22 protein-coding genes and 1 riboswitch are annotated in these 23,244 nt (G+C 71.3%); of the genes, 8 read left to right on the forward strand and 14 right to left on the reverse strand.

The window, feature by feature from the left end; translation table 11 throughout:
* Positions 1–9: 9 nt before the first annotated feature.
* The 13 genes from RMN98_RS19235 to RMN98_RS19295 all read right to left on the reverse strand — a co-directional run bounded on the left by RMN98_RS19235 (position 10) and on the right by RMN98_RS19295 (position 12,840).
* Entirely contained in the window at positions 10–1,287 is a 1,278-nt protein-coding gene (locus tag RMN98_RS19235) for a serine hydrolase domain-containing protein (protein ID WP_309650432.1), read from the reverse strand.
* Positions 1,284–4,151, reverse strand: a complete 2,868-nt coding sequence (gene gcvP, locus RMN98_RS19240; protein WP_309650433.1) for an aminomethyl-transferring glycine dehydrogenase — start codon at positions 4,149–4,151, stop codon at positions 1,284–1,286. The genes RMN98_RS19235 and gcvP overlap by 4 nt, the downstream gene beginning before the upstream one ends.
* An 80-nt stretch (positions 4,152–4,231) precedes the next feature.
* Positions 4,232–4,348: riboswitch (glycine riboswitch) on the reverse strand.
* Between the two features lie 167 nt (positions 4,349–4,515).
* Positions 4,516–5,115, reverse strand: a complete 600-nt coding sequence (locus tag RMN98_RS19245) for a MerR family transcriptional regulator (protein WP_309650434.1) — start codon at positions 5,113–5,115, stop codon at positions 4,516–4,518.
* Between the two features lie 168 nt (positions 5,116–5,283).
* Positions 5,284–5,760, reverse strand: a complete 477-nt coding sequence (locus tag RMN98_RS19250) for a bifunctional nuclease family protein (protein ID WP_309650435.1) — start codon at positions 5,758–5,760, stop codon at positions 5,284–5,286.
* A 111-nt stretch (positions 5,761–5,871) separates the two neighbouring features.
* Complete coding sequence (locus RMN98_RS19255) at positions 5,872–6,570, reverse strand: MerR family transcriptional regulator (protein ID WP_309650436.1); 699 nt, start codon at positions 6,568–6,570, stop codon at positions 5,872–5,874.
* Positions 6,571–6,623: 53 nt separating this feature from the next.
* Positions 6,624–7,154 carry an FHA domain-containing protein gene (locus RMN98_RS19260; protein WP_309650437.1) on the reverse strand — a complete coding sequence of 177 codons (531 nt, stop codon included), beginning with the start codon at positions 7,152–7,154 and terminating at the stop codon, positions 6,624–6,626.
* Positions 7,155–7,280: 126 nt separating this feature from the next.
* Positions 7,281–7,667 carry a glycine cleavage system protein GcvH gene (gcvH, locus tag RMN98_RS19265; RefSeq protein WP_309650438.1) on the reverse strand — a complete coding sequence of 129 codons (387 nt, stop codon included), beginning with the start codon at positions 7,665–7,667 and terminating at the stop codon, positions 7,281–7,283.
* A gap of 72 nt (positions 7,668–7,739) precedes the next feature.
* Positions 7,740–8,474, reverse strand: coding sequence for a DUF881 domain-containing protein (locus RMN98_RS19270; protein WP_309650439.1), 735 nt, complete (start codon positions 8,472–8,474; stop codon positions 7,740–7,742).
* Positions 8,467–8,799 (reverse strand): DUF1290 domain-containing protein, encoded by a 333-nt coding sequence (locus RMN98_RS19275; protein WP_309650440.1) that lies wholly within the window; start codon positions 8,797–8,799, stop codon positions 8,467–8,469. The genes RMN98_RS19270 and RMN98_RS19275 overlap by 8 nt, the downstream gene beginning before the upstream one ends.
* Positions 8,796–9,728 (reverse strand): DUF881 domain-containing protein, encoded by a 933-nt coding sequence (locus RMN98_RS19280; protein ID WP_309650441.1) that lies wholly within the window; start codon positions 9,726–9,728, stop codon positions 8,796–8,798. The genes RMN98_RS19275 and RMN98_RS19280 overlap by 4 nt, the downstream gene beginning before the upstream one ends.
* Entirely contained in the window at positions 9,721–10,311 is a 591-nt protein-coding gene (locus tag RMN98_RS19285; RefSeq protein ID WP_397210274.1) for a CDP-alcohol phosphatidyltransferase family protein, read from the reverse strand. Before RMN98_RS19285 ends, RMN98_RS19280 begins: the two co-directional genes overlap by 8 nt.
* Positions 10,312–10,427: 116 nt before the next feature.
* Positions 10,428–11,477 carry a hemolysin family protein gene (locus RMN98_RS19290; RefSeq protein WP_309650443.1) on the reverse strand — a complete coding sequence of 350 codons (1,050 nt, stop codon included), beginning with the start codon at positions 11,475–11,477 and terminating at the stop codon, positions 10,428–10,430.
* Positions 11,470–12,840 carry a hemolysin family protein gene (locus RMN98_RS19295; protein ID WP_309650444.1) on the reverse strand — a complete coding sequence of 457 codons (1,371 nt, stop codon included), beginning with the start codon at positions 12,838–12,840 and terminating at the stop codon, positions 11,470–11,472. Before RMN98_RS19295 ends, RMN98_RS19290 begins: the two co-directional genes overlap by 8 nt.
* Positions 12,841–13,097: 257 nt before the next feature.
* On the opposite strand from RMN98_RS19295, the gene RMN98_RS19300 reads away from it, so the two are divergent.
* Genes RMN98_RS19300 through RMN98_RS19320 form a run of 5 tightly spaced genes read left to right on the forward strand, consistent with a single transcriptional unit; the run spans position 13,098 to position 18,162 of the window.
* A complete protein-coding gene (locus RMN98_RS19300; protein WP_309650445.1) occupies positions 13,098–14,669 on the forward strand; it encodes a DUF1800 domain-containing protein in 1,572 nt (523 codons plus the stop codon).
* A gap of 5 nt (positions 14,670–14,674) precedes the next feature.
* Positions 14,675–15,946 carry a DUF1501 domain-containing protein gene (locus RMN98_RS19305; RefSeq protein WP_309650446.1) on the forward strand — a complete coding sequence of 424 codons (1,272 nt, stop codon included), beginning with the start codon at positions 14,675–14,677 and terminating at the stop codon, positions 15,944–15,946.
* A gap of 8 nt (positions 15,947–15,954) precedes the next feature.
* Positions 15,955–17,016, forward strand: coding sequence for a hypothetical protein (locus RMN98_RS19310; protein ID WP_309650447.1), 1,062 nt, complete (start codon positions 15,955–15,957; stop codon positions 17,014–17,016).
* A 37-nt stretch (positions 17,017–17,053) separates the two neighbouring features.
* Entirely contained in the window at positions 17,054–17,431 is a 378-nt protein-coding gene (locus tag RMN98_RS19315) for a nuclear transport factor 2 family protein (protein WP_309650448.1), read from the forward strand.
* The gene (locus RMN98_RS19320; protein WP_309650449.1) at positions 17,428–18,162 is read left to right on the forward strand and encodes a hypothetical protein; all 735 of its coding nucleotides are present in this window, start codon (positions 17,428–17,430) and stop codon (positions 18,160–18,162) included. The genes RMN98_RS19315 and RMN98_RS19320 overlap by 4 nt, the downstream gene beginning before the upstream one ends.
* A 14-nt stretch (positions 18,163–18,176) precedes the next feature.
* Here RMN98_RS19320 and RMN98_RS19325 read toward each other — a convergent pair whose 3' ends face one another.
* Positions 18,177–18,641: a MarR family transcriptional regulator gene (locus RMN98_RS19325; RefSeq protein ID WP_309650450.1), complete on the reverse strand. Its 465-nt coding sequence runs from the start codon at positions 18,639–18,641 to the stop codon at positions 18,177–18,179.
* Between the two features lie 115 nt (positions 18,642–18,756).
* On the opposite strand from RMN98_RS19325, the gene RMN98_RS19330 reads away from it, so the two are divergent.
* The 3 genes from RMN98_RS19330 to RMN98_RS19340 all read left to right on the forward strand — a co-directional run bounded on the left by RMN98_RS19330 (position 18,757) and on the right by RMN98_RS19340 (position 23,235).
* Entirely contained in the window at positions 18,757–19,521 is a 765-nt protein-coding gene (locus RMN98_RS19330) for a pirin family protein (RefSeq protein ID WP_309650451.1), read from the forward strand.
* 38 nt (positions 19,522–19,559) lie between these two features.
* Positions 19,560–20,063, forward strand: coding sequence for a VOC family protein (locus RMN98_RS19335; RefSeq protein ID WP_309650452.1), 504 nt, complete (start codon positions 19,560–19,562; stop codon positions 20,061–20,063).
* A gap of 217 nt (positions 20,064–20,280) precedes the next feature.
* Positions 20,281–23,235 carry a response regulator gene (locus tag RMN98_RS19340; RefSeq protein WP_309650453.1) on the forward strand — a complete coding sequence of 985 codons (2,955 nt, stop codon included), beginning with the start codon at positions 20,281–20,283 and terminating at the stop codon, positions 23,233–23,235.
* Positions 23,236–23,244 lie beyond the last annotated feature (9 nt).

The following is a 23,244-nucleotide window of genomic DNA, read 5'->3' on the forward strand; positions in this document are numbered from 1 at the left end:
AAGGTGCGCTCAGGCCGGGTGCCCGCCGGGGACCGGGACGGTGGGGTCGTAGGGCGTGCGGGTGTAGACGAAGGTCGCGCACTCGAGGTGCGAGACCGTCCGGTCCCGACGGCGATGCACCCGCAGCCGCTCGCCGCGGTGATGGCCCCAGGTGCCCACGATCCCGGCCTCACGGACCTCGAAGACGTCGGTGAGGCGGTGCCGGGCCAGGCTGCGCAGGTGCAGCTGCTCGTTGTGCCAGCGCACCTCGACCGCGCTGTTGCCCCAGAACCACAGGCCCAGCAGGTCGCGCACCCCCGCCGGCACCCTCTGGGTCGGCACCCAGGGCTCCAGGGGCGCCAGGTCGCGGTCGCCGAGCAGCAGCCCGGGGACCGTGTCGGTGTCGAGCCCCGTGGTGCTCGACGCGAGCACCACCGCACCGTCGCGGGTCTCGGGATCGACGAAGAGGCTGGCCTGGAAGCCGGGCATCGAGCCCGGGTGTCCTACCAACCGACGACCTGGGAGCTCGGGCAGCTCGAGCAGCCACGTGCCGAGCCCGTAGGTCGCGCTGGTCGGCCGCGCCATCTCCGCCGCGCTCTCGCGGGAGAGCACGTCGGGGTGTCCCTCGACGAGGAACAGCGCGAAGGCCGCCAGGTCGCTCACCGTGCTCCACAGCTGGCCCGCCGGTGCCATCGCGCCGGTGTCCTGGTGCGGCTCGCGGGTCAGCGTGCCCGCGAAGTGGTCGACGCTCCATCCCTGCGCGGCTGGCGCCGCGACGTCGTACGACGTGTGGTCGAGGCCGAGGGGCGCCAGGACGTGGGCCGACACGACGTCCCACCACGACGCGCCGTGCACCCGCGCGACCGCCTCCCCGAGCAGGGCGAAGCCCAGGTTGCTGTAGTGGAACTCCCCGAGCTCGCAGACGGCGCCGCTGCCGTCGTCGGCGGCCACCAGCGTCGCGAAGTCGACCCCGGGCGACCGCTCCCACCACGAGCCGACCGGCTCGCTCCGAAGCCCACCGGTGTGGGCGAGGAGCTGGCGCACGGTCACGTCGCGATAGCCCGTCTCCGGGACGACCGAGCCGATCGGGTCGTCGAGCGACAGCAGCCCGGCGTCGCGTGCCTGGAGCACGGCGACCGCGGTGACCGTCTTGGTGATCGACCCGATCCGGTAGCGGTCGTCGACCGAGCCGGCCCCGGTCGCGCCGGTCCAGACGAGCTCGCCGCCCTGCAGGACGCCGGCGACGAGCGACGGCAGCCGCCCGTGAGCCTGGAGGGCATCCAGGCAGGAGTCCCAGCGTGCGCTCACTCGGCGAAGGCCTCCAGCGGCGGGCAGGAGCACTGCAGGTTGCGGTCGCCATAGGCCTGGTCGATGCGACCGACCGGCGGCCAGTACTTGTCCGGGTCGACGCCGGTCGGGAAGACCGCGAGCTCGCGCGGGTAGGCGCGGTCCCACTCGCCGACGAGCGCGCGCGAGGTGTGCGGTGCCCCGCGCAGCGGCGAGTCCTCCGGGGTCCACTCCCCCGCCGCGACCCGGTCGATCTCGCCCTTGATCGCGATCATCGCCTCGCAGAAGCGGTCGATCTCCGCCAGGTCCTCCGACTCGGTCGGCTCGACCATCAGCGTGCCCGCGACGGGGAACGACATGGTCGGTGAGTGGAAGCCGTAGTCGACCAGCCGCTTGGCGACGTCGTCGATGCTCACGCCGGTCTCCTTGGTGATCCCCCGGACGTCGAGGATGCACTCGTGGGCGACCAGGCCGCTGTGGCCGCGGTAGAGCACCGGGAAGTGCTCCCCGAGACGGGCCGCGACGTAGTTGGCCGACAGCACCGCGGTCGCCGTCGCGCGGGTCAGCCCCGCGCCCCCCATGAGCCGGATGTAGGCCCACGAGATCGGCAGGATGCCGGCTGAGCCGTAGGGCGCGCCGCTGATCGGTCCGATGCCCGAGCGCTTGGCCTCCTCCGGGTGCATCGCGTGCGAGGGGAGGAAGGGCGCCAGGTGGGCGCGCACGGCGACCGGTCCGACGCCCGGGCCACCGCCGCCGTGCGGGATGCAGAAGGTCTTGTGCAGGTTGAGGTGGGAGACGTCGCCGCCGAACTCCCCCGGCTTCGCGTAGCCGAGCAGCGCGTTGAGGTTGGCCCCGTCGACGTAGACCTGCCCGCCGTGGGCGTGCACGACCTCGCAGAGCTCGGCGATGGTGTCCTCGTAGGCACCGTGCGTCGACGGGTAGGTGACCATGATGGCGGCCAGGTCGTCGGCGTGCTTCTCGCACTGGGAGCGCAGGTCATCGAGGTCGACGGTGCCGTCGTCGGCGGCCTTGACCACCACGACGCGCATCCCGGCCATGACCGCGGAGGCGGCGTTGGTGCCGTGCGCCGACGACGGGATCAGGCAGACGTCGCGTCCCTCGTCGCCGTTGGCCCGGTGGAAGCCGCGGATCGCCAGCAGCCCGGCGAGCTCGCCCTGCGAGCCGGCGTTGGGCTGGATCGAGACCTTGTCGTAGCCGGTGACCTCGGCCAGCCAGCCCTCGAGGTCGTCGACCAGCTGGCGGTAGCCCTGGGCGTCCTCGGCCGGCACGAAGGGGTGCAGGTCGGCGAAGCCCGGCAGCGACACCGGCTCCATCTCCGTCGTGGCGTTGAGCTTCATCGTGCAGGAGCCGAGGGGGATCATGCCGCGGTCCAGGGCGTAGTCACGTGCCGACAGCCGGCGCAGGTAGCGCAGCATCTGGGTCTCGCTGTGGTGGGCGCTGAAGACCTCGTGCGTGAGGTACGGCGTGGCGCGGCGCAGGTCGCCCGGCAGCGCGTCCCCGGTCGCGAGGTCGATGGAGTCGAGGTCGGCGCTGACGCCGAAGGCCTTCAGCAAGCCGCCGATCGTCGAGCCGGTCGTGCACTCCGAGGTCGAGATCCCGACGGTGTCGGCGTCGACGAGCCGGATCTGGATGCCCATCTGTCGCGCAGCCTGCTGCACCTCGACGCCACGGCCCGGCACCCTCACCGAGAGGGTGTCGAAGAACTGCTCGTGGTCGACGGTCACACCCGCGGCGCCCAGCGCCTCGGCCAGCACGGCGGCGTAGCGATGCGTGCGGGTCGCGATGGCCTTGAGCCCCTCGGGGCCGTGGTAGACGGCATACATCGAGGCGACGACGGCGAGCAGCACCTGGGCGGTGCAGATGTTGGACGTCGCCTTGTCGCGGCGGATGTGCTGCTCGCGCGTCTGCAGTGCCAGCCGGTAGGCCGGACGCCCCTCGGCGTCGATGGACACCCCGACGAGCCGCCCGGGCAGGTGCCGCTCGAGACCGGCGGCCACCGCCATGAAGCCGGCGTGCGGCCCGCCGTAGAAGAGCGGGACGCCGAAGCGCTGCGAGGAGCCGACGACGACGTCGGCGCCCAGGGCGCCGGGAGCCTCGAGCAGCGTCAGGGCGAGCAGGTCGGCGGCGACGACGGCGAGGGCGTTGCGCTCGTGGGCGGCCTCGATGACCGGCCGCGGGTCGAGGACACGCCCGGAGGCGCCGGGGTACTGCACCAGCACGCCCGACAGCTCCCCGTCGGGCAGTCCCTTCGTCAGGTCGGCGACCACGACCTCGATGCCCATGCCCTCGGCGCGGGTGCGCACGACGTCGATGGTCTGCGGCAGTGCGTCGGCATCGACGACGAACGGGCCCGCGGCCTTGCGGTTGCCCCGTCGTAGGAGCGTCATGGCCTCGGCGGCAGCCGTGCTCTCGTCGAGCAGGGACGCGTTGGCGGTGGGCAGCCCGGTCAGGTCGCCGATGACGGTCTGGAAGTTGATCAGAGCCTCGAGGCGGCCCTGGGAGATCTCGGGCTGGTAGGGCGTGTAGGCGGTGTACCAGCTGGGGTCCTCGAGGACGTTGCGCCGCACCACGGGCGGGGTGATCGTGGCGTGGTAGCCCAGGCCGATCATCGCCTCCCCCGGCCGGTTGGCGGCCGCGAGCGAGCGCAGCGCCTTGGCCGTCGCGTGCTCGGTCAGTGCCGTGGGGAGCTCGAGCTCGACCTCGGACCGGATCCCGCCGGGCACCGCAGCGTCCATCAGCTCCGACAGCGTTGCGAAGCCGAGGCGCTCGAGCATGACCTGCTCGTCGGCCGGGCGCAGCCCGATGTGGCGCTCGACGAACGGCGAGGCGCCGTCCAGCTCGGTGAGGCTGGGGTGGTCTGACACGGGGACTCCTGCAGGGATCGAGGTCGATGGCACCATCGCCCTCCCCCTCTGTCGGACCGACGTCGGTCCTCCAGAGTTGCCTGCTCCGCACGGTCCGGGCGCCTGAGAGGTTCCGGGGAGGAATTGCCCCTTCGGCGCTTCGTTCCCGACGGGCCGATGATCAGGCCGCCGAGCGAAGACTCTCCCGTGCGGGATCAGTCAGCGCCCACAGCCTAGCAACCGTCGGACTGCGGTGGGTGACCGAACCGCAGGCCCGGCCGACCTGGGTCTGCGGAAGGTGTCCGATCCGCAGGTCCCCCGACATGACGACCGGGCCGCCACCACGAGGGTGACGACCCGGCCGGAGCAGGAGCAGAGGGTGCCGTCAGCCGGTCTGGCGGGCGGCACGACGAGCGGAGAGCTCGTCCTTGGCGGCGGAGCTGGCCGCGTCGTCGGAGGCGCGCTCGCTGGGGAGCGCGGCGAGGGTGCCCTCGATCTCGCGCCAGACGCCACCGATGGCGATGCCGAAGACGCCCTGGCCGCCCTGGAGCAGGTCGATGACCTCGTCGTTGCTGGTGCACTCGTAGACCGAGGCACCGTCCGACATGAGGGTGACGCGGGTCAGGTCGTCGGTGCCGCGCTCGCGCAGGTGGGTCACCGCGGTGCGGATCTGCTGCAGCGAGATGCCGGCGTCGAGGAGGCGCTTGATGACCTTGAGGATCAAGATGTCGCGGAAGGAGTAGAGCCGCTGGGAGCCCGACCCGCTCGCGCCGCGGACGGTGGGCTCGATGAGGCCGGTGCGGGCCCAGTAGTCGAGCTGGCGGTAGGTGATGCCGGCTGCGTTGCAGGCGGTGGGACCGCGGTAGCCCAGGTCGCTGGGCAGCGGGGAGACGTCGTCGGTGAAGAGCAGTCCCTGCTCCTCCGCCGACTCGACGGCCTCCACTGCTGCGGCGCTGACGCCGGTCTCGGGCTTCTGCTCGTTCACACGGTCCTCCGTGGGTCTACTCCGTTGGACGTAGCTCCGGGGAAGGACAAGCGTGGAGTTACAACAGAGACACTTCAAGGTACGGCCGATGACCGGGGCGGTCAAAGACTCCCGCGGCGTGTCGCAACCCTCAACCTCAACGTGAGGGTCAGGCATCGCGAGGCGGGATCACTGTTCGGTGGGAGCCTCGAAGTCCTCGGGGGTGACCTGGTCGAGGAACTCGCGGAACTTCTCGACCTCGTCCTCCTGCTCGGCCGGCACGGCGAGGCCCGCCTCGTCGAGGACCTCCTCGGCGCACAGGATCTTGGTGCCGGTGCGCAGCGCGAGCGCGATCGAGTCGGACGGACGGGCGCTGACCTCGGCACCGGACTCGAAGACCAGGGTCGCGAAGAAGACCCCGTCCTTGACGTCGGTGATGCGCACCTCGGTGAGCTCGTTGCCGGTCGCCTCGAGCACGTCCTTGAGCAGGTCGTGGGTCAGCGGCCGCGGCGGGATCACGCCCTGCTGGGCGAAGGCGATCGCCGTGGCCTCGACGGCGCCGATCCAGATCGGGAGATAGCGCTCCCCCGTGATCTCGCGCAGCAGCACGATCGGCTGGTTCGAGGGCATCTCGACCCGGACTCCCATGACGTCAACTTCGCGCATGGGAGTCAGGCTACTCCGGTCCGGAAGCCCCGCGGACCTGCGCCGGCACTCCGCCCGTACGCTGCAGGGTCACGGCCGCGAGCGGGCGTGCGGCGCACCGGGGCACAGCGCTCAGCGCGAGCGCAGGCCGGACTTGACCAGCGTGGCGTGCAGCCGGACCGACAGGGCCGCGATCTCGGAGACCACGTCGTCGGCGCGAGCCCGCGCGCCGGCGTCGCGACCACGCTTGAGCGGGGCGATGACCTGCTCCACGAGCCCGACCTCACGGTCGGCGGAGGTCTTGAAGGCCCGCAGGTGCCGGGGCTCGAAGCCGAAGTCCGCGAGCTCACGGGCGGTCTGCGCGATGACGAGGGCGTCGGTGTCGTAGTGACCGGTGCCGGCCCGGGGCGTGATCAGCCCGAACTGTTCCAGCTGGACCAGCAGCTCCTCGGAGATCTCGGCGATCTTGACCAGCTCACGCCGCGAGAGCCGCAGGTTGTCGTGGCGCGCGAAGGAGTCGGCGCTGGGCAGCCCGTCAGCGGCGAGGGCGACCTGGGGCACGGTCGGGACCACGGCGTCGATCGGCGGCGGCTCCAGACCCCGGTCGATCGCGTCCAGGTGCTCGCCGATGACCTTGAGCGGCAGGTAGTGGTCACGCTGCATGCGCAGGACGTAGCGCAGGCGCTCGACGTCCTCGTGGGCGAACTTGCGGTAACCCGCGGGCGTCCGCTCGGGCTTGATCAGCCCCTTGTCCTCGAGGAAGCGGATCTTGGGGATGGTGATCCCGGGGAAGTCGGGGCGGAGCAGGTCGAGGACCTGCCCGATGTTCATGCGCGCCCGAGATCCTCCGGCGGCGCTCTCCGGCAACGGCGAGCTCGCCACGGTCAGTGGCTCTCGTGACCCGAGAAGAAGACCAGGCGGTACTTGCCGATCTGGACCTCGTCGCTGTCGTTGAGCTGGACCTTCTCGATGCGGTCGCGGTTGACGTAGGTGCCGTTGAGGCTGCCGACGTCGCTCACGGTGAAGGAGTCGCCGTCACGGTTGAACACCGCGTGGCGGCGCGAGACAGTCACGTCGTCGAGGAAGATCTCGCTGTCGGGGTGGCGGCCGGCATGGGTCACGTCGCCGTCGAGCAGGAAGCGGCTGCCGGCGCCGGGACCCTTCTGGACCACCAGCAGGGCGTGCCCGGTGGGCAGCGCGTCCACGGCCGCGGCGTCCACCGGGTTGAGCTGACGGTCGGAGGTCTCGACGCGGTCACCGCCGGGGGTGCCGATCTGGATGGTGGCGGTGGACTCCCCGATGGGCTCGACCGCGCCGGTGGTGGGAGCGTCGACGCTGACCAGCTTGGTGCCGCACTGGGCACAGAAACGTGCGTCGTCCGGGTTCTGCCTGCCACATGCGGTGCAGAACGGCATCGAATCATCCTCCGGTCAGGTCGTCCGTCGACCCGTCATGCCCTCTCAACCCTCAAGGCAGGGTGGAGGTTGACGGTTGCTCCGAACCTATCAGCAGCGTGGCCGGGACGACGACCCGATGAGCAGTCAGCCCTCGAGCGAGGCGACGTAGCCGTCGGCCTCGAGGAGGTCGTCGAGCTGCGTGGCGTCGGAGGGGACGATCTCGAAGAGCCAGCCGCCGCCGTAGGGATCGTTGTTGACCAGCTCGGGCGTGGCGTCCAGGGACTCGTTGCGCGCCACGACCTCTCCGGAGACCGGCGCGTAGACGTCGCTGACCGACTTCGTCGACTCCAGCTCACCGCAGGTGCTGCCGGCGTCGATGACGTCGCCCACCTCGGGCAGGGAGACGTAGACGATGTCGCCGAGGGCGTCCTGGGCGTAGTCGGTGATGCCGACGCGGACCGATCCCTCGTGCTCGCCCGGCGTGCGCAGCCACTCGTGCTCGACGGTGTACTTCAGGTCATCGGGGTACAAGGTGGTCTCCTCCGGTCGGAGCACCGGGCCGGGGCCGGGTGCAGGATCGCGTGCAGGTTACTGCCCCGGGCCTCACTGGCCCGAGTCGGGCACGGCGTACTCGGGCTGGACCGGCGAGCGCACGGCCTCGATGTCGAGCGAGGTGAGCTGCTGGACCTCGAGCTCGGCACCGTCGTCCTCCAGCTTGGCCTTCGGTCCGAGCGCGAAGGTCATCGCCCCCTCGAGGACGGCGGGGTCGCCGATGACGTCGATGACGTAGGGCGACGCCAGCGCGACCCCGTCGATGGAGATGCCCCCCACGTCGTCGGTGAACGAGCTCTGGGCGATGATCCGCACCTGCCCGTTGAACTGCATCGCCTCGGCCCCCACCGTGCGGAGCTCCTGGACGGTGTCGATGAGCGAGGCGACCTCGACCGTGCCGTCGACCTCGGTGATGGTGATCCTGATGCCCGGACCGGTGACGGGCACCAGCCCGGCCAGGATGTTGAGGGTGTCGACCTCGCTCTGGGCCTGCTCCAGCGCGGCCTGACGGCGGCTGGTGTCGGACTGGAGGTCGTCGCGGGTGCGCTGGAGCCGGGTGATCTCCGACTCCGCGCGCTGGGTCGTGCCGGCGAGGCCGTTGAGCACGTCGATGAGGTCCTGCTCACGCAGTGCGGAGTAGGTGTCGTCGACCTCGGTGCTGCGCACCTGCGTGACGGCGGCGAAGCCGACGAGGGCCAGCAGCAGCGCCACGACGACCTGGCGGCGCGACGGCTGGAAGAGCGCCCGCAGCAGGCGCTCACGTCCGGAAGGCTTGTCGTCAGGCATGGAAGAGGTGCCTCCGGATGGCGGCGACGTTGGAGAAGATGCGGATCCCCAGCACCACGATCACGCCGGTCGAGAGCTGACCGCCGACGCCGAGCTTGTCCCCGACGTAGACGATGCCGGCTGCGATGACGACGTTGCTCACGAACGACACGACGAAGACCTTGTCGTCGAAGATGCCGTCGAGGTAGGCGCGCATGCCGCCGAACACGGCATCGAGCGCCGCCACCACCGCGATCGGGAGGTAGGGCTCGAGGCCGAGCGGCACGTCGGGCTTGAAGAACACCCCGACGAGCACACCCAGCGCCAGGCCGAGCACCGCGATCATCTGTTCATCTCCTCGGTCTTGGGCGGGTTCTGGTCGGCGCCTCTGCCTTCCACGGCCGACCGCAGGAACAGGAACATCGACGGACCGGAGGGCAGCGACACCGAGTCCTCGTCCTGCAGGTCGAACTCGAAGCCGAAGCGGGCGGACAGGTCGTTGAAGGCCAGGCCGCTGCTGGTCTCGAAGAAGTCGGCCTGCAACGTGTTGCGGTTGCCGATCACCAGCACGGAGTAGGGCGGCGCGATGCCGATGCCGTTGACCTCGATCGCCTGACCCGAGGTGCGGATCGAGCTGAGGGCCGTGAGGCGCTGGCCGTTGATCGAGATCGCCTCGGCGCCGGCGGTCCAGAGCCCGTCGGCCAGCAGTGCCAGGTCCTCGTCGCGCACGACTCCGTCCGCGCTGCCGGACGCGGCGTCGTCGACGACGACGCTGATCCCCTCCCCCCGCACGGCGACGAAGCCGGTGCGGACCCGCAGACGGCGCAGCCGCGGGGTCAGGGCCGCCTCGTCGGCAGCGATCGCGCGGGCCCGGGCCTCGCGGGAGGCGTTGCTGTCGCGGAGCTGCGCGATGCGCTCCTGGAGGCCGGCCACCCGGGCGCTCTGGTCGTCGATGCGCGACACCAGGCTGGCCCGACCCTCGTCGTCGACCGAGGCGTTGCGCTGGGTCTGCACCGCGGCGGTGGAGGCCATGACGCCGAAGACCGCGACCACCACGGCCGCGATCCTGCGCGGGTTGCGCTGCGGCGGGTCGGCGTCGGCGTCGGCGTCTCCTTCTCCGGCGCCGCCACGGAGGGCCATCTGCTGCGCGCGGCCGGCCCGACGCTCGGCTGCGACCAGGTAGTCCTCGTCGAGGGCCTGCTGCTGGATCAGGTCCAGCAGCGGGAGCGTGACGCGGGGAGGGAGCGAGGGACGTTCCTGGACGCGGTCAGGCACCCTGCACCGCCGTGCGGCGCTCGGTGGTCAGCAGCAGCTTGCGCACCTGCCAGGCGTAGAGGATCCCGGCCCACCAGTAGAGGCCGATGCCCCAGACGGCGAAGGCCCAGCCGAAGACCTGTGCGAGCACCGCGATCACGCCCTCGCCGTCGCCCAGGAGCAGCAGCGGGAAGGCGTAGAGGAGGTTGAAGGTCGCCGCCTTGCCGAGGAAGTGCACCGGCAGCGCGCTGTAGCCGCGAGTGCGCAGCAGCGGGACGAGGCCCCACATGAGGGCGTCGCGCAGGGGCAGTGAGACGGCCATCCACCAGGGGATGACGTCACGCAGTGCGAGCCCGACGACGACGGCCAGGATGTAGAGACGGTCGGCGACCGGGTCGAGGATCTGGCCGACCGTGGACTGCTGGTCGAGCTTGCGGGCCAGCCAGCCGTCCAGGAAGTCGGTGAAGCCGGAGACCATCAGCAGGGCGAGCGCCCAGCCGTCCTCCTCCGGCCCCAGGACCAGCCACAGGAAGACCGGGACCCCGGCGAGCCGGAGGGCGCTGAGCAGGTTGGGCAGGGTCCAGACGCGGTCGTGTCGCGTCACTGCTTCCTCCACTGCTGCCTGCTTCTCGCTGATGGTGACCGGGGCTCGGGTGCTGCGGGCTCACCCTATCCGTCACCGTGTCCCGGACCGTGGAGGTGGCAGCGGTCGGGCGGACCTCAGACCGTCTCCTCGTGGTGTGCCCCGTCGCGGATCTCGCCCACGAGCTCCTCGATGACGTCCTCGAGGGTCGCCAGGCCGAGCGTGACACCCTCCAGGTCGACCACCCGGGCCATGTGGGCGCCACGGCGTTGGAGGGTCTCGAGCGCGTCGTGGAGCTGGTCACCGGTGGTCACCGGGGCGAAGGGCCGGACCCACTTGTCATCGATGGGCTGGAGCCGGCGCACCTCGTCGGGCTCGAGCACGTCCTTGATGTGCAGGTAGCCCATCAGCTCGCCGTCCTCGCTGGCGACCGGGAAGCGGCTGAAGCCGGTGGCGGCGCACAGCGCCTCGACGTCGGCGGGGCTGGAGCCGCGGGTGACCGTCGCCAGCGTCGCGGGCGGCATCAGCACGGCGGCGACGGTCTTCTCCGTGAAGCCCAGCGCGCCGGCGAGCCGGTCGTACTCGTCGGCGGCCAACAGGCCCTCGCCCCGTGACTCCTCGACCAGGGCGGCGACCTCCTCGCGGGTGAAGGTGGAGCTGATCTCGTCCTTGGGCTCGACCTTGAGCAGCCGCAGCACCCCGTTGGCGACCGCGTTGAGGGTGCCGATGACCGGCCGCAGGATGGTCACCACCCCGACGAGCGGTGGCGCGAGCAGCATCGCAGAGCGCTCCGGCCCGGCGAGGGCGATGTTCTTGGGGACCATCTCGCCGAGGACCACGTGCAGGAAGACCACGATCAGGAGCGCGAGCACGAACGCGACGGGGTGCAGGAACGCCTCGGGCACACCGAGCGCCGCGAAGCCCGGCTCGAGCAGGTGGGCCACGGCCGGCTCACCGATGGCGCCGAGGCCCAACGAGCAGATGGTGATGCCGAGCTGGGCGCCCGCCATCATCAAAGACACGTCCTCCATGGCCCTCAGGGTCGTCCTGGCCATGCGGGACCCGGCCTGGGCCCGTGGCTCGATCTGCGTGCGCCGTGCGGAGATGATCGCGAACTCGGCTCCCACGAAGAAGGCGTTGGCGCCGAGCAGGAGCACCGCGACGAGCAGTGCGGTCAGGTCACTCATGTCGGGCCTCGTCGGACGCGTCGGCGTCGTCGCCCTCGTGCAGGCGCAGTGCCAGGCGGTCGATGCGGAGGCCGTCCATGTGCTCGACGGTGAGGACGGCGAGCTGCTCGCGCGGCTCGTCGGGGTCGGTCAGGTCGGGCACGGGCACCTCGGCGATGTCGCCGGCGACCGGCACACGTCCGACCACCTTCAGCACGAGGCCGGCGATCGTGTCGTAGTCCTCGTCCTGGGGCAACGCGATCCCGGTGACGTCCTCGACCTCGTCGGGTCGCAGGAGCCCGGAGAGCGACCACGTGCCGTCACGGCGCTGGCGGGCACGGGCGCCGAGCCGGTCGTGCTCGTCAGCGATGTCGCCGACGATCTCCTCGATCACGTCCTCCAGCGTCACGATGCCCGCGTGGCCGCCGTACTCGTCGAGGACGACGGCCATCTGGAAGCCGTCCTTGCGCAGCAGCGCCATGAGCGGGTCGAGCCGCAACGAGTCCGGGACCACGATCGGCTTGACCATGAGGTGCTTGACCTTGGTGGTGGACCGCTCGTGCACCGGCAGCGCGACCGCGTGCTTGACGTGGACGGTGCCGACGACGACGTCCTCGGCGTCGAGGACGGGGAAGCGGGAGTGCCCGGTCTGGCGGGTGAGCTCGATGACCGCGCTGGCGCGGTCGTTGCCCTCGAGGCTGTGGGTCCGCACGCGGGGCGTCATGATCTCGCCGGCGGTGCGCGAGCCGAACTCGACCGAGCGTTCCATCAGCTCCGCGGTGTCGGCATCGAGGGTGCCGACGTCGGCCGAACGCTGGATCAGCGAGGCGAGCTCGGCTGAGCTGCGGGCGGAGCGCAGCTCCTCCTGGGGCTCCATGCCGAGTCGCCGCACGATGGCGTTGGCCGAGCCGTTGAGCACCCGGATCGGGCCACGGTTGAGCGCGGTCCAGAGCCGCATCGGTCCCTGGCTCCGGCGGGCGGTGGCCATGGGCAGCGCGATCGCGAGGTTCTTGGGCACCAGCTCGCCGAAGAGCATGGTGAGCACCGTGCCGATGGTCAGGCCCAAGGCGATGGCGATCGGCGAGACCGCGCCGTCGGGGACACCGACGGCGGCGAGGGGCTCCTCGACGAGGTCGGAGATGGCGGGCTCGGCGAGGAAGCCGATGCCGAGGTTGGTGACCGTGATGCCCACCTGGGCGCCCGACAGCTGGGTCGAGAGGGTCTTGAGGCCGGCGAGGACACCTTGGGCCTGGACGTCGCCCGCGGCCGCGGCGCGCTCGACCTGGCCACGGTCGACCGTGACGAAGGCGAACTCCGCGGCGACGAAGATGCCGCACATGACGACCAGCAGGAGCGCCAGCGCGAGCAGGAGGTAGGGGGTCATGGCTGCTCTCCGGAGATGGAGAGCGTCGTACTTTGAGAGCCGTCCATGGGCGGAGCTCGGGGTCCTTGTCGTCGGGGGCGATGAGGGGAACATGCTAGCGAACTCCACCCCGGACGCCGCTTCCGTGCGGGGTGATCGGCCATAGTTCCTAGTCACAACGGGCCATCTTGTAGTCCGAACTGACCATGCTCCGCGAGGCGCTCCTAGCCTGATCCGGTCGCGCCTCGGTCGCGCGTCTCCCCCGCCCAGGAGCCTCGATGACACCCCTGCCCGCCACCTCGCGCCGCGCCGTCCTCGGCCGCGCCGGTGCTGTCGGCGGCCTCGCTGCCGCCGGAGCAGTCGTGCCGTCCGCGGCACACGCCGCCTACCCTCCGGCTCGCTACCGCGGAGCCCCGCTGCTCAACGCGCGGAGCCGTCACCTGGTCAGCCGCTTCTCCTACGGCATCACCCCGGGCCTCACAGCCAGCGTGCGCCGCGACGGTGGCGGCAGCGCATGGTTCGAGAGCCAGCTCGACCCGGCCAGGATCGCCGACGCCGACGTCGACGGCCTCCGCTCGTGGTGGTCCGGCCTGTCGAGGACTCCCCAGGACCTGTGGAAGCGCCAGGTGACCGGGGTCGAGGGCGGCTGGGAGGTGATGGCCGACTACCAGCGATGGCTGTTGCTGCGTCGGATGAGCTCGCGCCGGCAGGTGCTCGAGGTCATGACGGAGTTCTGGGAGAACCACCTCAACGTCCCGGTCAACGGGGACGGTCACTTCACTCATCGCGTGTCCTACGGCGAGACGATCCGCAAGAACGCCCTGGGGCGCTTCGAGGACCTTCTCCACGCGGCGATCACGCACCCGGCGATGCTGATCTACCTCGACCAGGCCGTCTCGACCAAGAAGCGCCCCAACGAGAACCTCGGGCGCGAGCTGCTGGAGCTGCACACGGTCGGACGCGGCAACTACGCCGAGACCGACGTCAAGGCATCGGCTCGCATCCTCACCGGCTGGTTGGTGGACGTGTGGGACACGTGGGAGCCGACCTACTCCCCCAGCGCCCACTGGACCGGCCCCGTCACGGTCATGGGGTTCAGCGACGCCAACTCGCTGGCCGACGCTCGTGACCTGACCCGCCGCTACCTGACCTACCTCGCGCGGCACCCGGCGACGGCGCAGCGGATCGCCCGCAAGCTGGTGCGCAAGTTCGTCCGCGACGACCCGCCACCAGGGTTGGTCGACCACCTGGCGAAGGTCTACCTGGACAACGGGACGGCCATCAAGCCGGTGTTGCGCGCACTGGTGGCCCACCCGGCGTTCGTGGCCGCCGAGGGCGCCAAGGTCAAGGACCCGTGCGAGGACGTGGTGTCGACCTGCCGGGCCCTGAAGATCTTCGTCGCGCGTCCTCCGGAGGGCGACGCGGGCGACGAGCACGCCGCCAACGTCCTGCTGTGGCAGACGTCGAGCCTGGGCGCCATGCCGCTCGCCTGGCCCCGACCCGACGGCCAGCCGACCGACAACGACTCGTGGTCGTCGCCCTCACGACTGATCGCCTCGATGGAGCTGCACTTCGTCCTGAGCGGCGGCTGGTGGCCCGAGACGGGCATCACCTACCGCTCCCCCGCCCAGTGGCTGCCCCAGCCCTCCATCCGCTTCGACGTGCTCGTCGACCACCTGTCGCAGCAGCTGCTCGGCCGCCGCTCGACGTCGGCGCTGCTCCAGGCCTGCTGCGAGCACCTCGACGTCAGGCCCGGCGAGCGCATCACCCGCGACCACGGCGTCGTGAAGTGGAACATGCCGCGCCTGCTCACGACCCTGCTCGACTCCCCGACGTTCCTCACCCGGTGACCCCCATGACCTCTCGCCCGACCGACTCCTCCGCCACCGCCGCCGACGCGTGCTGCGGGGAGTTCCGCTCGGTGTCGCGACGCGGCCTCTTCGCCGGCGCCCTGGCCCTGGCCGGCACGACGACCGCGGTCGGCTCGGCGGTCGTCACGGCCTCGCCGGCGAGTGCCGCCAGCGCCGACTCGGTCCTCGTCGTCCTGTCGCTGCGCGGCGCCGCGGACGGCCTGTCGCTGGTCGTCCCCCACGGCGACCCCGTCTACTACCAGGCCCGGCCGCGGCTCGCGATCCCCGCGAGCGAGCTGCTCGCGAAGGATGCGATGTTCGGGCTGCACCCGAGCCTCGCGCCGCTGCTGCCGCTCTGGGAGTCCGGCCGGCTCGCGGCTGTCCACGCGACCGGGCTCCCCGCTCCCAACCGCTCGCACTTCGCCGCCATGGAGGAGGTCGAGGACGCCAACCCGGGCTCGACGGTCCGTCAGGGCTGGCTCAACCGCCTCATCGGCAGCCACGCCGGCAGCTCGCCGCTCCAGGGCTTCAACATCGGTGGCGGCGTCATCCCCGGCGCCCTCGTCGGCGACCGGGCGGTGATGTCGGCCGGGTCCGTCGACGACGTGCGGATCCCCGGCGACGACGAGTGGGTCTCCCAGGACGGACGGAAGCGTTCGCTGCACACCCTGTGGGACTCCCACCCGGGCGCCCTGGGCAAGGCCATGCGCTCGACGTTCTCCGTCCTCGGCGACTTCCAGCCCGTCCGTGCCGCCGCCGACCACGAGGACCGCTACCCCAACAGCGACCTCGGCCGAGCGCTGGCCACGGTCGCCCGCGTCGTGCGCGGCGACGTCGGCGTCCAGGTCCTGACCGTCGACCAGGGTGACTGGGACATGCACAGTGGGCTCGGCACCCTCGAGTGGGGCCAGATGGTCCACAACGCCGACGACCTCGCCACGTCGGTCGCGGCGTTCATGGACGACCTGGGCTCGCAGGCCTCCAAGGTGACCCTGCTCGTGCTCAGCGAGTTCGGTCGACGCACGGTCGAGAACGACAACTACGGGCTCGACCACGGCTACGGCAACGTGATGTTCGTGGCCGGTCGCGGGGTCAAGGGCGGCTCCGTCCACGGACGTTGGCCCGGTCTCACCCTCGACGACGACGCCGACCTGCTCGTCACGACCGACTACCGCAGCGTCCTCGCCGAGATCGTTTCGACCCGCTTCGGCTCCTCCACCGCTACGGTCTTCCCGGGCTTCACACCCACGCCCGTCGGACTCATGACCACGCTCTAGGAGATCCCATGCCCGTGCCCCTGCGCGTCATCCAGTGGGCCACGGGAGGTGTCGGCCGCGCTGCCGTCGAGGGCGTCCTGCTGCACCCCGACCTCGAGCTCGTCGGCTGCTACGTCCACTCCGAGGCCAAGCACGGTGTCGACGTGGGCGAGATCGTCGGGCGGGAGCCGATCGGGGTCACCGCCACCACCGACGTCGACGAGATCCTGGCCATGGACGCCGACTGCGTCGTCTACACACCGCTGGTGGGCGACCCCCGGGTGGTGTCCCGGATCCTGCGCTCGGGCAAGAACGTCGTGACGCCGGTCGGGTGGATCTATCCCGGCGAGCGCCAGCGGGTCCACCTCGAGGCAGCCTGCGCGGAGGGTCGGGTGAGCCTGCACGGCACCGGCGTCAACCCCGGCGGCGTCCCCGACCTGCACCCGCTGATGTTCTCCTCGCTGTCCTCGGCCGTCACCTACGTGCGCGGCGAGGAGTTCTCCGACATCCGCACCTACGACGCCCCGGACGTCGTGCGGCACGTCATGTGCTTCGGCGGCACCCCCGAGGAGGCGCGGTCGGGCCCGATGCTGGAGCTGCTGTCCGCCGGCTTCGCGCGCTCGGTGCAGATGTGCCTCGACGTGCTCGGCTTCTCCGCCGACTCCGAGATCCGCTCGACCCTCGACCTCGCGGTGGCGACCGCCCCCATCGACTCCCCCATCGGCGTCATCGAGCCCGGTCGCGTCGCCGGCCAGCGGTTCGTCTGGGAAGGCGTGGTGCGTGACCAGGTCGTCGTACGCGTCGCCGTCAACTGGCTGATGGGCGATCAGCACCTGGAGCCCGCCTGGGACTTCGGCGCCGAGGGTGAGCGCTTCGAGGTCGAGGTCCGGGGCGACCCCGACACCTTCGTCACGATCAAGGGCTGGCAGCCCGACACCATCGCGGAGGGCCTCCTGCGCAACCCCGGTGTCGTGGTGACCGCGATGCACTGCGTGAACTCCATCCCCTACGTCGTGGCCGCCCCCACGGGGGTCCGGACCTACGTCGACCTGCCGCTGGTGGCAGGTCGGGCGCACCCGGACCTGGCCTGACGTGACAGCCAACTAGAACGTGTTATAGAACTGCCCCATGGTCGCCTCCAACGCAGACATCACATCGACGGTCCAGCGCTACCTCGACCTGGTGGCGGGTGGGACGTCGACCGAGATCGTGGCGCTCTACGCCCCGGAGGCGACGCTCGAGGACCCGGTCGGCAGCGAGGTGCTGCGGGGCCGCGAGGCGATCGGCGCCTTCTACGCCGGGCTGGACGGCCTCGCGATGACGACGCGCCTCGTGACGTTGCGCACCTGTGCGGGACACGCTGCCTTCCACTTCGAGGTCGTGACCGACACTGGAGACATGAAGTACCGGATGGCACCCCTCGAGGTCATGACCTTCGACGACGACGGCCTGATCACCAGCATGCGAGCGTTCTGGTCCGACGAGGACCTCGTCGTCGAGGCGTGAGCGCCCCCGACGTACGTCCACTGACCCGGGCCGACCTCGACTGGGCGGTGGGGCTGACGCGCACCAGGAGGGAGCGGCTCGAGGGCCATGCCCCGCGCTTCTGGCGTGCCGCCGCGGACGCGACCGAGCGCCACCGGGCGTTCCTCTCGCACCTGATCGACGACACGGCCACGCTGAGCGTGCGCAGCGAGCACGGCTTCCTGGTCGCGATGAATCCCGGGCCCTACCTGCTCGTCGACGACATGGCCGTCGAGCCCGCGGAGCACTGGGCGAGCGAGGGGGTCGCCCTGCTGCGTCACGCCAGCTCCTTGGGTCCGATCCGTTTCGTGGTGCCGGGCTTCGAGAGCGAGCGGCTCGACGCGGCGCTCGACCTGGGTCTGGAGCCGGACGACATCTGGTGGCACCGCGACCTCGAGCCCTTCACCGGGCTCAACGTGGTCTCCGAGGACAAGTCCGTCTCGGTCGAGGGTGCCGAGGGGCGGCTCGTGCCCGCGCCGCCGGTCTACGACCCCGGCGGCCCGATCCTGCTCGTGACGTCGGTGGCCTCGCCGGAGGCGCTCAGCCGGGTCGAGCAGTCGGCGGCACGTCGCGGCGCACGGGTCTCGGTCGTGGCCCAGCCACCGGCCGACACCGCCCTGGCGACCCTGCTCAACCACGCCGGCTACACGCTGACGACCTTCTTCTTCGCCACACCGGCCCGCGGGCCGGTCACCCCGACCGACGCGACCTGACGGTCGACCTCGCCTCAGGAGCCGAGGCGGGCGAGGACCTTCTCGGTCATCTCGCCGAGCAGCACGACCTCGTCGTCGGAGAGCGCGTCGAAGAAGGCTCGGCGCACGGTCCGCACGTGGGCCGGTGCCGCCTGCTCGATGGCCGACCGACCGGTTGCGGTGAGGACGACGAAGGAGCCGCGTCCGTCGTCGAGGCAGTCCTCCTTCTCGACCAGGCCGCGGCGCGCCATGCGCGTCACGTGGTGCGAGAGACGACTACGCTCCCACTGCAGGTCCTCGGCGAGCTGGGCGATCCGCACGCGACCTCGGTCATCGTCGGTGAGCTGCACCAGCACGTCGAAGTCCGGCAACGAGAGCTCCGAGTCCCGCTGGAGCTCGCGGTGGAGCAGTGCCGGGAGCTGGGCGTTGAGCGCCAGCCACCGGCGCCAGGTCTGCTGCTCGGTGTCGGTGAGCCAGGGAGTGCTCGTCTGGGTGGTCATACCCCCACCTTACCGGGAATAGTTGACATGTCACGCAAGTTGGCACGATCATCAACGTGACACGTCCCCCAACGGATGGCCCGACCGGGTGGCCCACGTGAGGTGAGGAGCCGGCATGACCCTCGAGCTGAACCCCCAGGTCGACGTACGTCGCAGCGAGGACCGTTACGCGTCCACCTACGGCTGGCTCGACTCGAAGCACTCGTTCTCCTTCGGCCGGCACCACGACCCTGCCAACACCCACCACGGGCTGCTGCTGGTCAACAACGACGACATCGTCGCCGCGGGGACGGGCTTCGACACCCACCCCCACCGCGACATGGAGATCGTCACGTGGGTGATGCAGGGCTCGCTGGTCCACCAGGACTCGACGGGCCACAACGGCATCATCTATCCCGGCCTCGCCCAGCGCATGAGCGCCGGCCGCGGCATCCTGCACTCGGAGAAGAACGACTCCTGGCGCCTCGAGGGCGACGCGCACACCGACCCGGTGCACTTCGTGCAGATGTGGGTCGTGCCCGACGAGAGCGGGATCGTGCCCGGCTACGAGCAGCTCGAGATCGACCACGAGCTCATGAGCGGCTCGCTGGTGCCCGTCGCGTCAGGGATGGCCAAGCACGCGGGCGCCTCCGCGATCCGCATCCGCAACAAGTACGCCGCACTGCACGTCGCCCGGCTGACGCCCGGCCAGAGCGTCGAGCTGCCCGAGTCGCCGTTCCTGCACCTGTTCGTCGGTCGCGGCGCGGTGTCGCTCGAGGACGCCGGAGCGCTGGGTGCCGGCGACGCCGCACGGTTCACGGCCACGGGTGGCCAGCGCGTGACCGCGGCCGAGGCCTCGGAGATCCTGGTGTGGGAGATGCACGCCACCCTGGCCGCCTGACCTGCTCCACCCTGTCAACCCTGGAAGCCGAGGACCCCATGACCGAGAGCACCCCCGACCTCGCCGCGATCGAGGCGACCCGCGACCGCATCCGCGCGGCCCACCTCCACCCGGCGCAGTCGCGGCCGGCGTCGACCGCGCGGGGACTGCACCACACCGCGCTGATCAGCAGCGACGTCGAGACGACCGTGCGGTTCTACCAGGACGTGCTCGGCTTCCCGCTCACCGAGCTGATCGACAACCGGGACTACCCGGGGTCGTCGCACTTCTTCTTCGACATCGGCAACGGCAACCTGCTGGCGTTCTTCGACTTCCCCGGGCTCGAGGTCGGTCCCTACGGCGAGGTGCTCGGTGGGCTGCACCACCTGGCCATCTCGGTGGAGCCGGCGCGGTGGGACGAGCTCGTCGCCCGCCTCACCGAGGCCGGGGTCGACCACGAGGTCCACAGCGGTGTCTCGGTCTACTTCCGCGACCCCGACGGTGCGCGCATCGAGCTGATCTCCGACCCGCTCGGGGAGATGTACGGGCAGCACGTGCTCTGACGGGCCAGGGGTGGCCGAACGTCTCCATGTGTGGCCGTCGACCCAGACGACCACGCCGGTGCGTGGGGGACCTGAGCGGACCGAGCGTGAGCCGGTGGATCGGCTGGTCAACGAGTCGGCGTACCGGCACGGAGGGCACGACCGACGTGGCAGGATTCGTCGTGGGGTGTCGTCGTCACGGCGGTCCTCACCTACACCCGGCCGGCAGAAGGTGGACATGGCAGTCGAGTCGGTCGTGAAGGTCCCTGCGGTGGACCGCCGTCTGGCCGTGGCAGCGGCAGCGGCGCTGAGCGTGCTGGTCGTCTCCGTCCACCTCGTCGTGCCGACCGGTGTCGTCGGCGACGGCACCTACCTGCTCGCGATCTGGGCCGCGAGCGCGCTCGCCTGGCTCGGCACCTGGCGTGCCCCCCGCTCGGAGCGACTCGTGCCGTCGTTGATCGCCACCGGTCTGACCCTGTCGGCGATCGGCGACCTGGTCTGGCTGGCGATCACGTGGTCAGGCACCGAGCCTGACGTCTCGATCGCCGACATCCCCTACCTCGCGAGCTACGGCGGCCTCGGGGCCGCGCTGCTCGTCATCACCCTCATCCGCACCCGCACCGGCGACCGGCACGTCGACGGCGACGCGATCATCGACGCCCTCACCATCGTGGTCGTCAGCATCCTGGTGTTCTGGAGCGTGTCGATCACGGCGATCGTGGCTGACACCTCCGTGTCGGCCGCGACCCGCGTCGTGTGGGCGGCCTACCCGGTCGCCGACGCGGTGCTGCTGGCCCTGGTGGTGCGCGCCCTGCTGACCCCGCGCTCCCGCTCGGCGATCGGCCTGTCCTTCGCTGTCGGGGTGGCGTGCTGGTTGGCCTCCGACCTCGGCTACCTCCTCCTCCCCGTCGAGGGTTTCGTGTCCGGCGTGCTCGACGCGGGCTGGATGGCAGGCGGCCTGCTGATGGCCCTGGCCGCCTTCCGCAGGTCGACGGTGGTCGTCGAGCCGGTCGACGAGGAGGAGCAGGATCCCGGCCGGGACCAGTGGCGCCTCAGCATCGCGATCGTGCCGCTCCTGGTCCCTCCGGCGCTCGAGGTGCTCAGCACCGTCCGTGGCGACGGAGGGAGCCCGGTGCTGCTCGCGACCGGCATGGTGCTGCTTCTGGGCCTCGCCTTCGTGCGCACGTCCCGGTTGCTCGGCTCCGAGCGGCGCGCGCGCGACCTCGTCCGCCGCAACCGTCGCCTCTACGAGCGGCTGACCGACAACTCCTCCGACGCCGTACTGGTCGTCGACGCCCACGGTGCGGTCGTGCGTCACTCCCCCCACCTGGCCCGCCTCGTCGGTCTCGCGTCGGTGCCGGCGGACCTGCCGTGGACCGAGCTGGTCGACCCCGCGGACCTCCCGGTGCTCGACGACCTGTTCCAGGAGGCGCTGCGCGCCCCGGGCCGCCCGGTGAACGCCGAGCTGAGGGTGCACCCGCGGTCGGGTGCCGAGCGCTGGATCAGCGTGCGGCTGGTCGACCTGACCGCCGATCCCGACGTGCGGGGCATCGCGGTCTCCTTGGCCGACATCTCCGCACGCAAGCTCGTCGAGAGCGAGCTGGAGACCTCCCGTGACGCAGCGCTCGCCGGGTCCCGCGCCAAGTCGGCGTTCCTCGCCACCATGAGCCACGAGATCCGCACTCCCATGAACGGCGTGATCGGCCTGACCGGGCTGCTGCTGACGACGGAGCTCGACGAGCGCCAGCGTCAGTACGCCGAGGGCGTGCGCGGTGCCGGTGAGGCGCTGCTGAGCCTGATCAACGACATCCTCGACTTCTCCAAGGTCGAGGCCGGCAAGCTCCAGCTGGAGACCCTCGACTTCGACCTGGTGCAGGTGGTCGAGGAGGCCGCCGAGCTGGTGGCCGAGCCGGCGCGGGCCCAGGACCTCGAGCTCCTGGCCTACACCTCCCCCGAGCTGCCCGGCAGCCTGCGCGGCGACCCCTCGCGCATCCGTCAGGTGCTGCTCAACCTGGCGTCGAACGCCGTGAAGTTCACCGCGGCGGGCGAGGTCGTCATCCGCGCCCAGCTCGACGACACGACCGCCGCCACCACCGAGGGCGGGGTCGTCGTGCGCTTCGAGGTGACCGACACCGGCGTCGGCGTCGACCCCGCCGACCAGGACCAGCTCTTCGACCCGTTCTCGCAGGCCGACTCCTCCACCACCCGCAAGTACGGCGGCACCGGGCTCGGGCTGGCGATCTCGCGCCAGCTCGTGGCCGCGATGGGCGGCACCATCGGGGTCGACAGTGTCCCCGGAGAGGGCTCCACCTTCTGGTTCACCCTGCCCCTCGCGCTGGCGCACGAGTCCGTCGGCAGCGCCCCGCCGGCGACGGAGCTCTCCGGGCAGCGCGTGCTCGTCGTCGACGACAACCAGACCAACCGCCTGATCCTCGGTGACCAGCTCGGCGCCTGGGGGATGCACGCCGACGCGGTCGAGGACGGCGTCACCGCCCTGCGCCGCCTCGACGAGGCACGCGCTGCGGGCACGGCGTACGACGTCGTGGTGCTGGACCTGTGCATGCCCGAGATGGACGGCCTCGAGCTGGCGGCGCTCGTCTCCGCGGGTCCCGCACCTGCCCCCGGGATGGTGCTGCTGACCTCGGGCTCCGACGTCACCGCGGAGGAGGGACGTCGTGTCGGGATCGGCGCGCGCCTGACGAAGCCGGTCCACCTGGCGCGGCTCGCCACGGCGCTGGAGGAGGTGCTCAGCGCGCAGCGGACGCCCCGTCCGGCTGCCCCCCAGGCGCGCGTCCGGCCTGCCCCTGGCTCCCGTGGCCACGTGCTCGTGGTCGAGGACAGCTTCACCAACCAGCTGGTTGCGGTCGGGATCCTGGAGTCGCTCGGCTACAGCACCGACGTCGCCGGCAACGGGCTCGAGGCGCTCGAGGCACTGGAGCGGTCGTCGTTCGGCGCGGTGCTCATGGACTGCCAGATGCCGGAGATGGACGGCTACGACGCCACCCGCGAGATCCGACGCCGCGAGGGCGCGACCCGGCGCACCCCGGTGATCGCGATGACGGCCAGCGTCACCGAGGGCGAGCGCCAGCGCTGCCTGGAGGCCGGGATGGACGACTACCTCTCCAAGCCCGTCCACCCCCGTGACGTCGGCGCCATGCTCGACCGCTGGGTCCCTGCCTCGACCCCGGGCTGACGCGGCCGA

The sequence above is a fragment of the Nocardioides sp. genome, assembly GCF_031397825.1.
In the GTDB taxonomy this organism is placed as follows: domain Bacteria; phylum Actinomycetota; class Actinomycetes; order Propionibacteriales; family Nocardioidaceae; genus Nocardioides.

Excerpts from the sequence above, each read along its gene's own strand:
- RMN98_RS19250 (WP_309650435.1), bottom strand. The coding sequence starts at position 5,760 with ATGCGCGAAGTTGACGTCATGGGAGTCCGGGTCGAGATGCCCTCGAAC.
- RMN98_RS19255 (WP_309650436.1), bottom strand. The coding sequence starts at position 6,570 with ATGAACATCGGGCAGGTCCTCGACCTGCTCCGCCCCGACTTCCCCGGG.
- RMN98_RS19260 (WP_309650437.1), bottom strand. The coding sequence starts at position 7,154 with ATGCCGTTCTGCACCGCATGTGGCAGGCAGAACCCGGACGACGCACGT.
- RMN98_RS19270 (WP_309650439.1), bottom strand. The coding sequence starts at position 8,474 with ATGCCTGACGACAAGCCTTCCGGACGTGAGCGCCTGCTGCGGGCGCTC.
- RMN98_RS19275 (WP_309650440.1), bottom strand. The coding sequence starts at position 8,799 with ATGATCGCGGTGCTCGGCCTGGCGCTGGGTGTGCTCGTCGGGGTGTTC.
- RMN98_RS19290 (WP_309650443.1), bottom strand. The coding sequence starts at position 11,477 with ATGAGTGACCTGACCGCACTGCTCGTCGCGGTGCTCCTGCTCGGCGCC.
- RMN98_RS19295 (WP_309650444.1), bottom strand. The coding sequence starts at position 12,840 with ATGACCCCCTACCTCCTGCTCGCGCTGGCGCTCCTGCTGGTCGTCATG.
- RMN98_RS19300 (WP_309650445.1), top strand. The coding sequence starts at position 13,098 with ATGACACCCCTGCCCGCCACCTCGCGCCGCGCCGTCCTCGGCCGCGCC.
- RMN98_RS19305 (WP_309650446.1), top strand. The coding sequence starts at position 14,675 with ATGACCTCTCGCCCGACCGACTCCTCCGCCACCGCCGCCGACGCGTGC.
- RMN98_RS19310 (WP_309650447.1), top strand. The coding sequence starts at position 15,955 with ATGCCCGTGCCCCTGCGCGTCATCCAGTGGGCCACGGGAGGTGTCGGC.
- RMN98_RS19315 (WP_309650448.1), top strand. The coding sequence starts at position 17,054 with ATGGTCGCCTCCAACGCAGACATCACATCGACGGTCCAGCGCTACCTC.
- RMN98_RS19325 (WP_309650450.1), bottom strand. The coding sequence starts at position 18,641 with ATGACCACCCAGACGAGCACTCCCTGGCTCACCGACACCGAGCAGCAG.
- RMN98_RS19330 (WP_309650451.1), top strand. The coding sequence starts at position 18,757 with ATGACCCTCGAGCTGAACCCCCAGGTCGACGTACGTCGCAGCGAGGAC.
- RMN98_RS19335 (WP_309650452.1), top strand. The coding sequence starts at position 19,560 with ATGACCGAGAGCACCCCCGACCTCGCCGCGATCGAGGCGACCCGCGAC.
- RMN98_RS19340 (WP_309650453.1), top strand. The coding sequence starts at position 20,281 with ATGGCAGTCGAGTCGGTCGTGAAGGTCCCTGCGGTGGACCGCCGTCTG.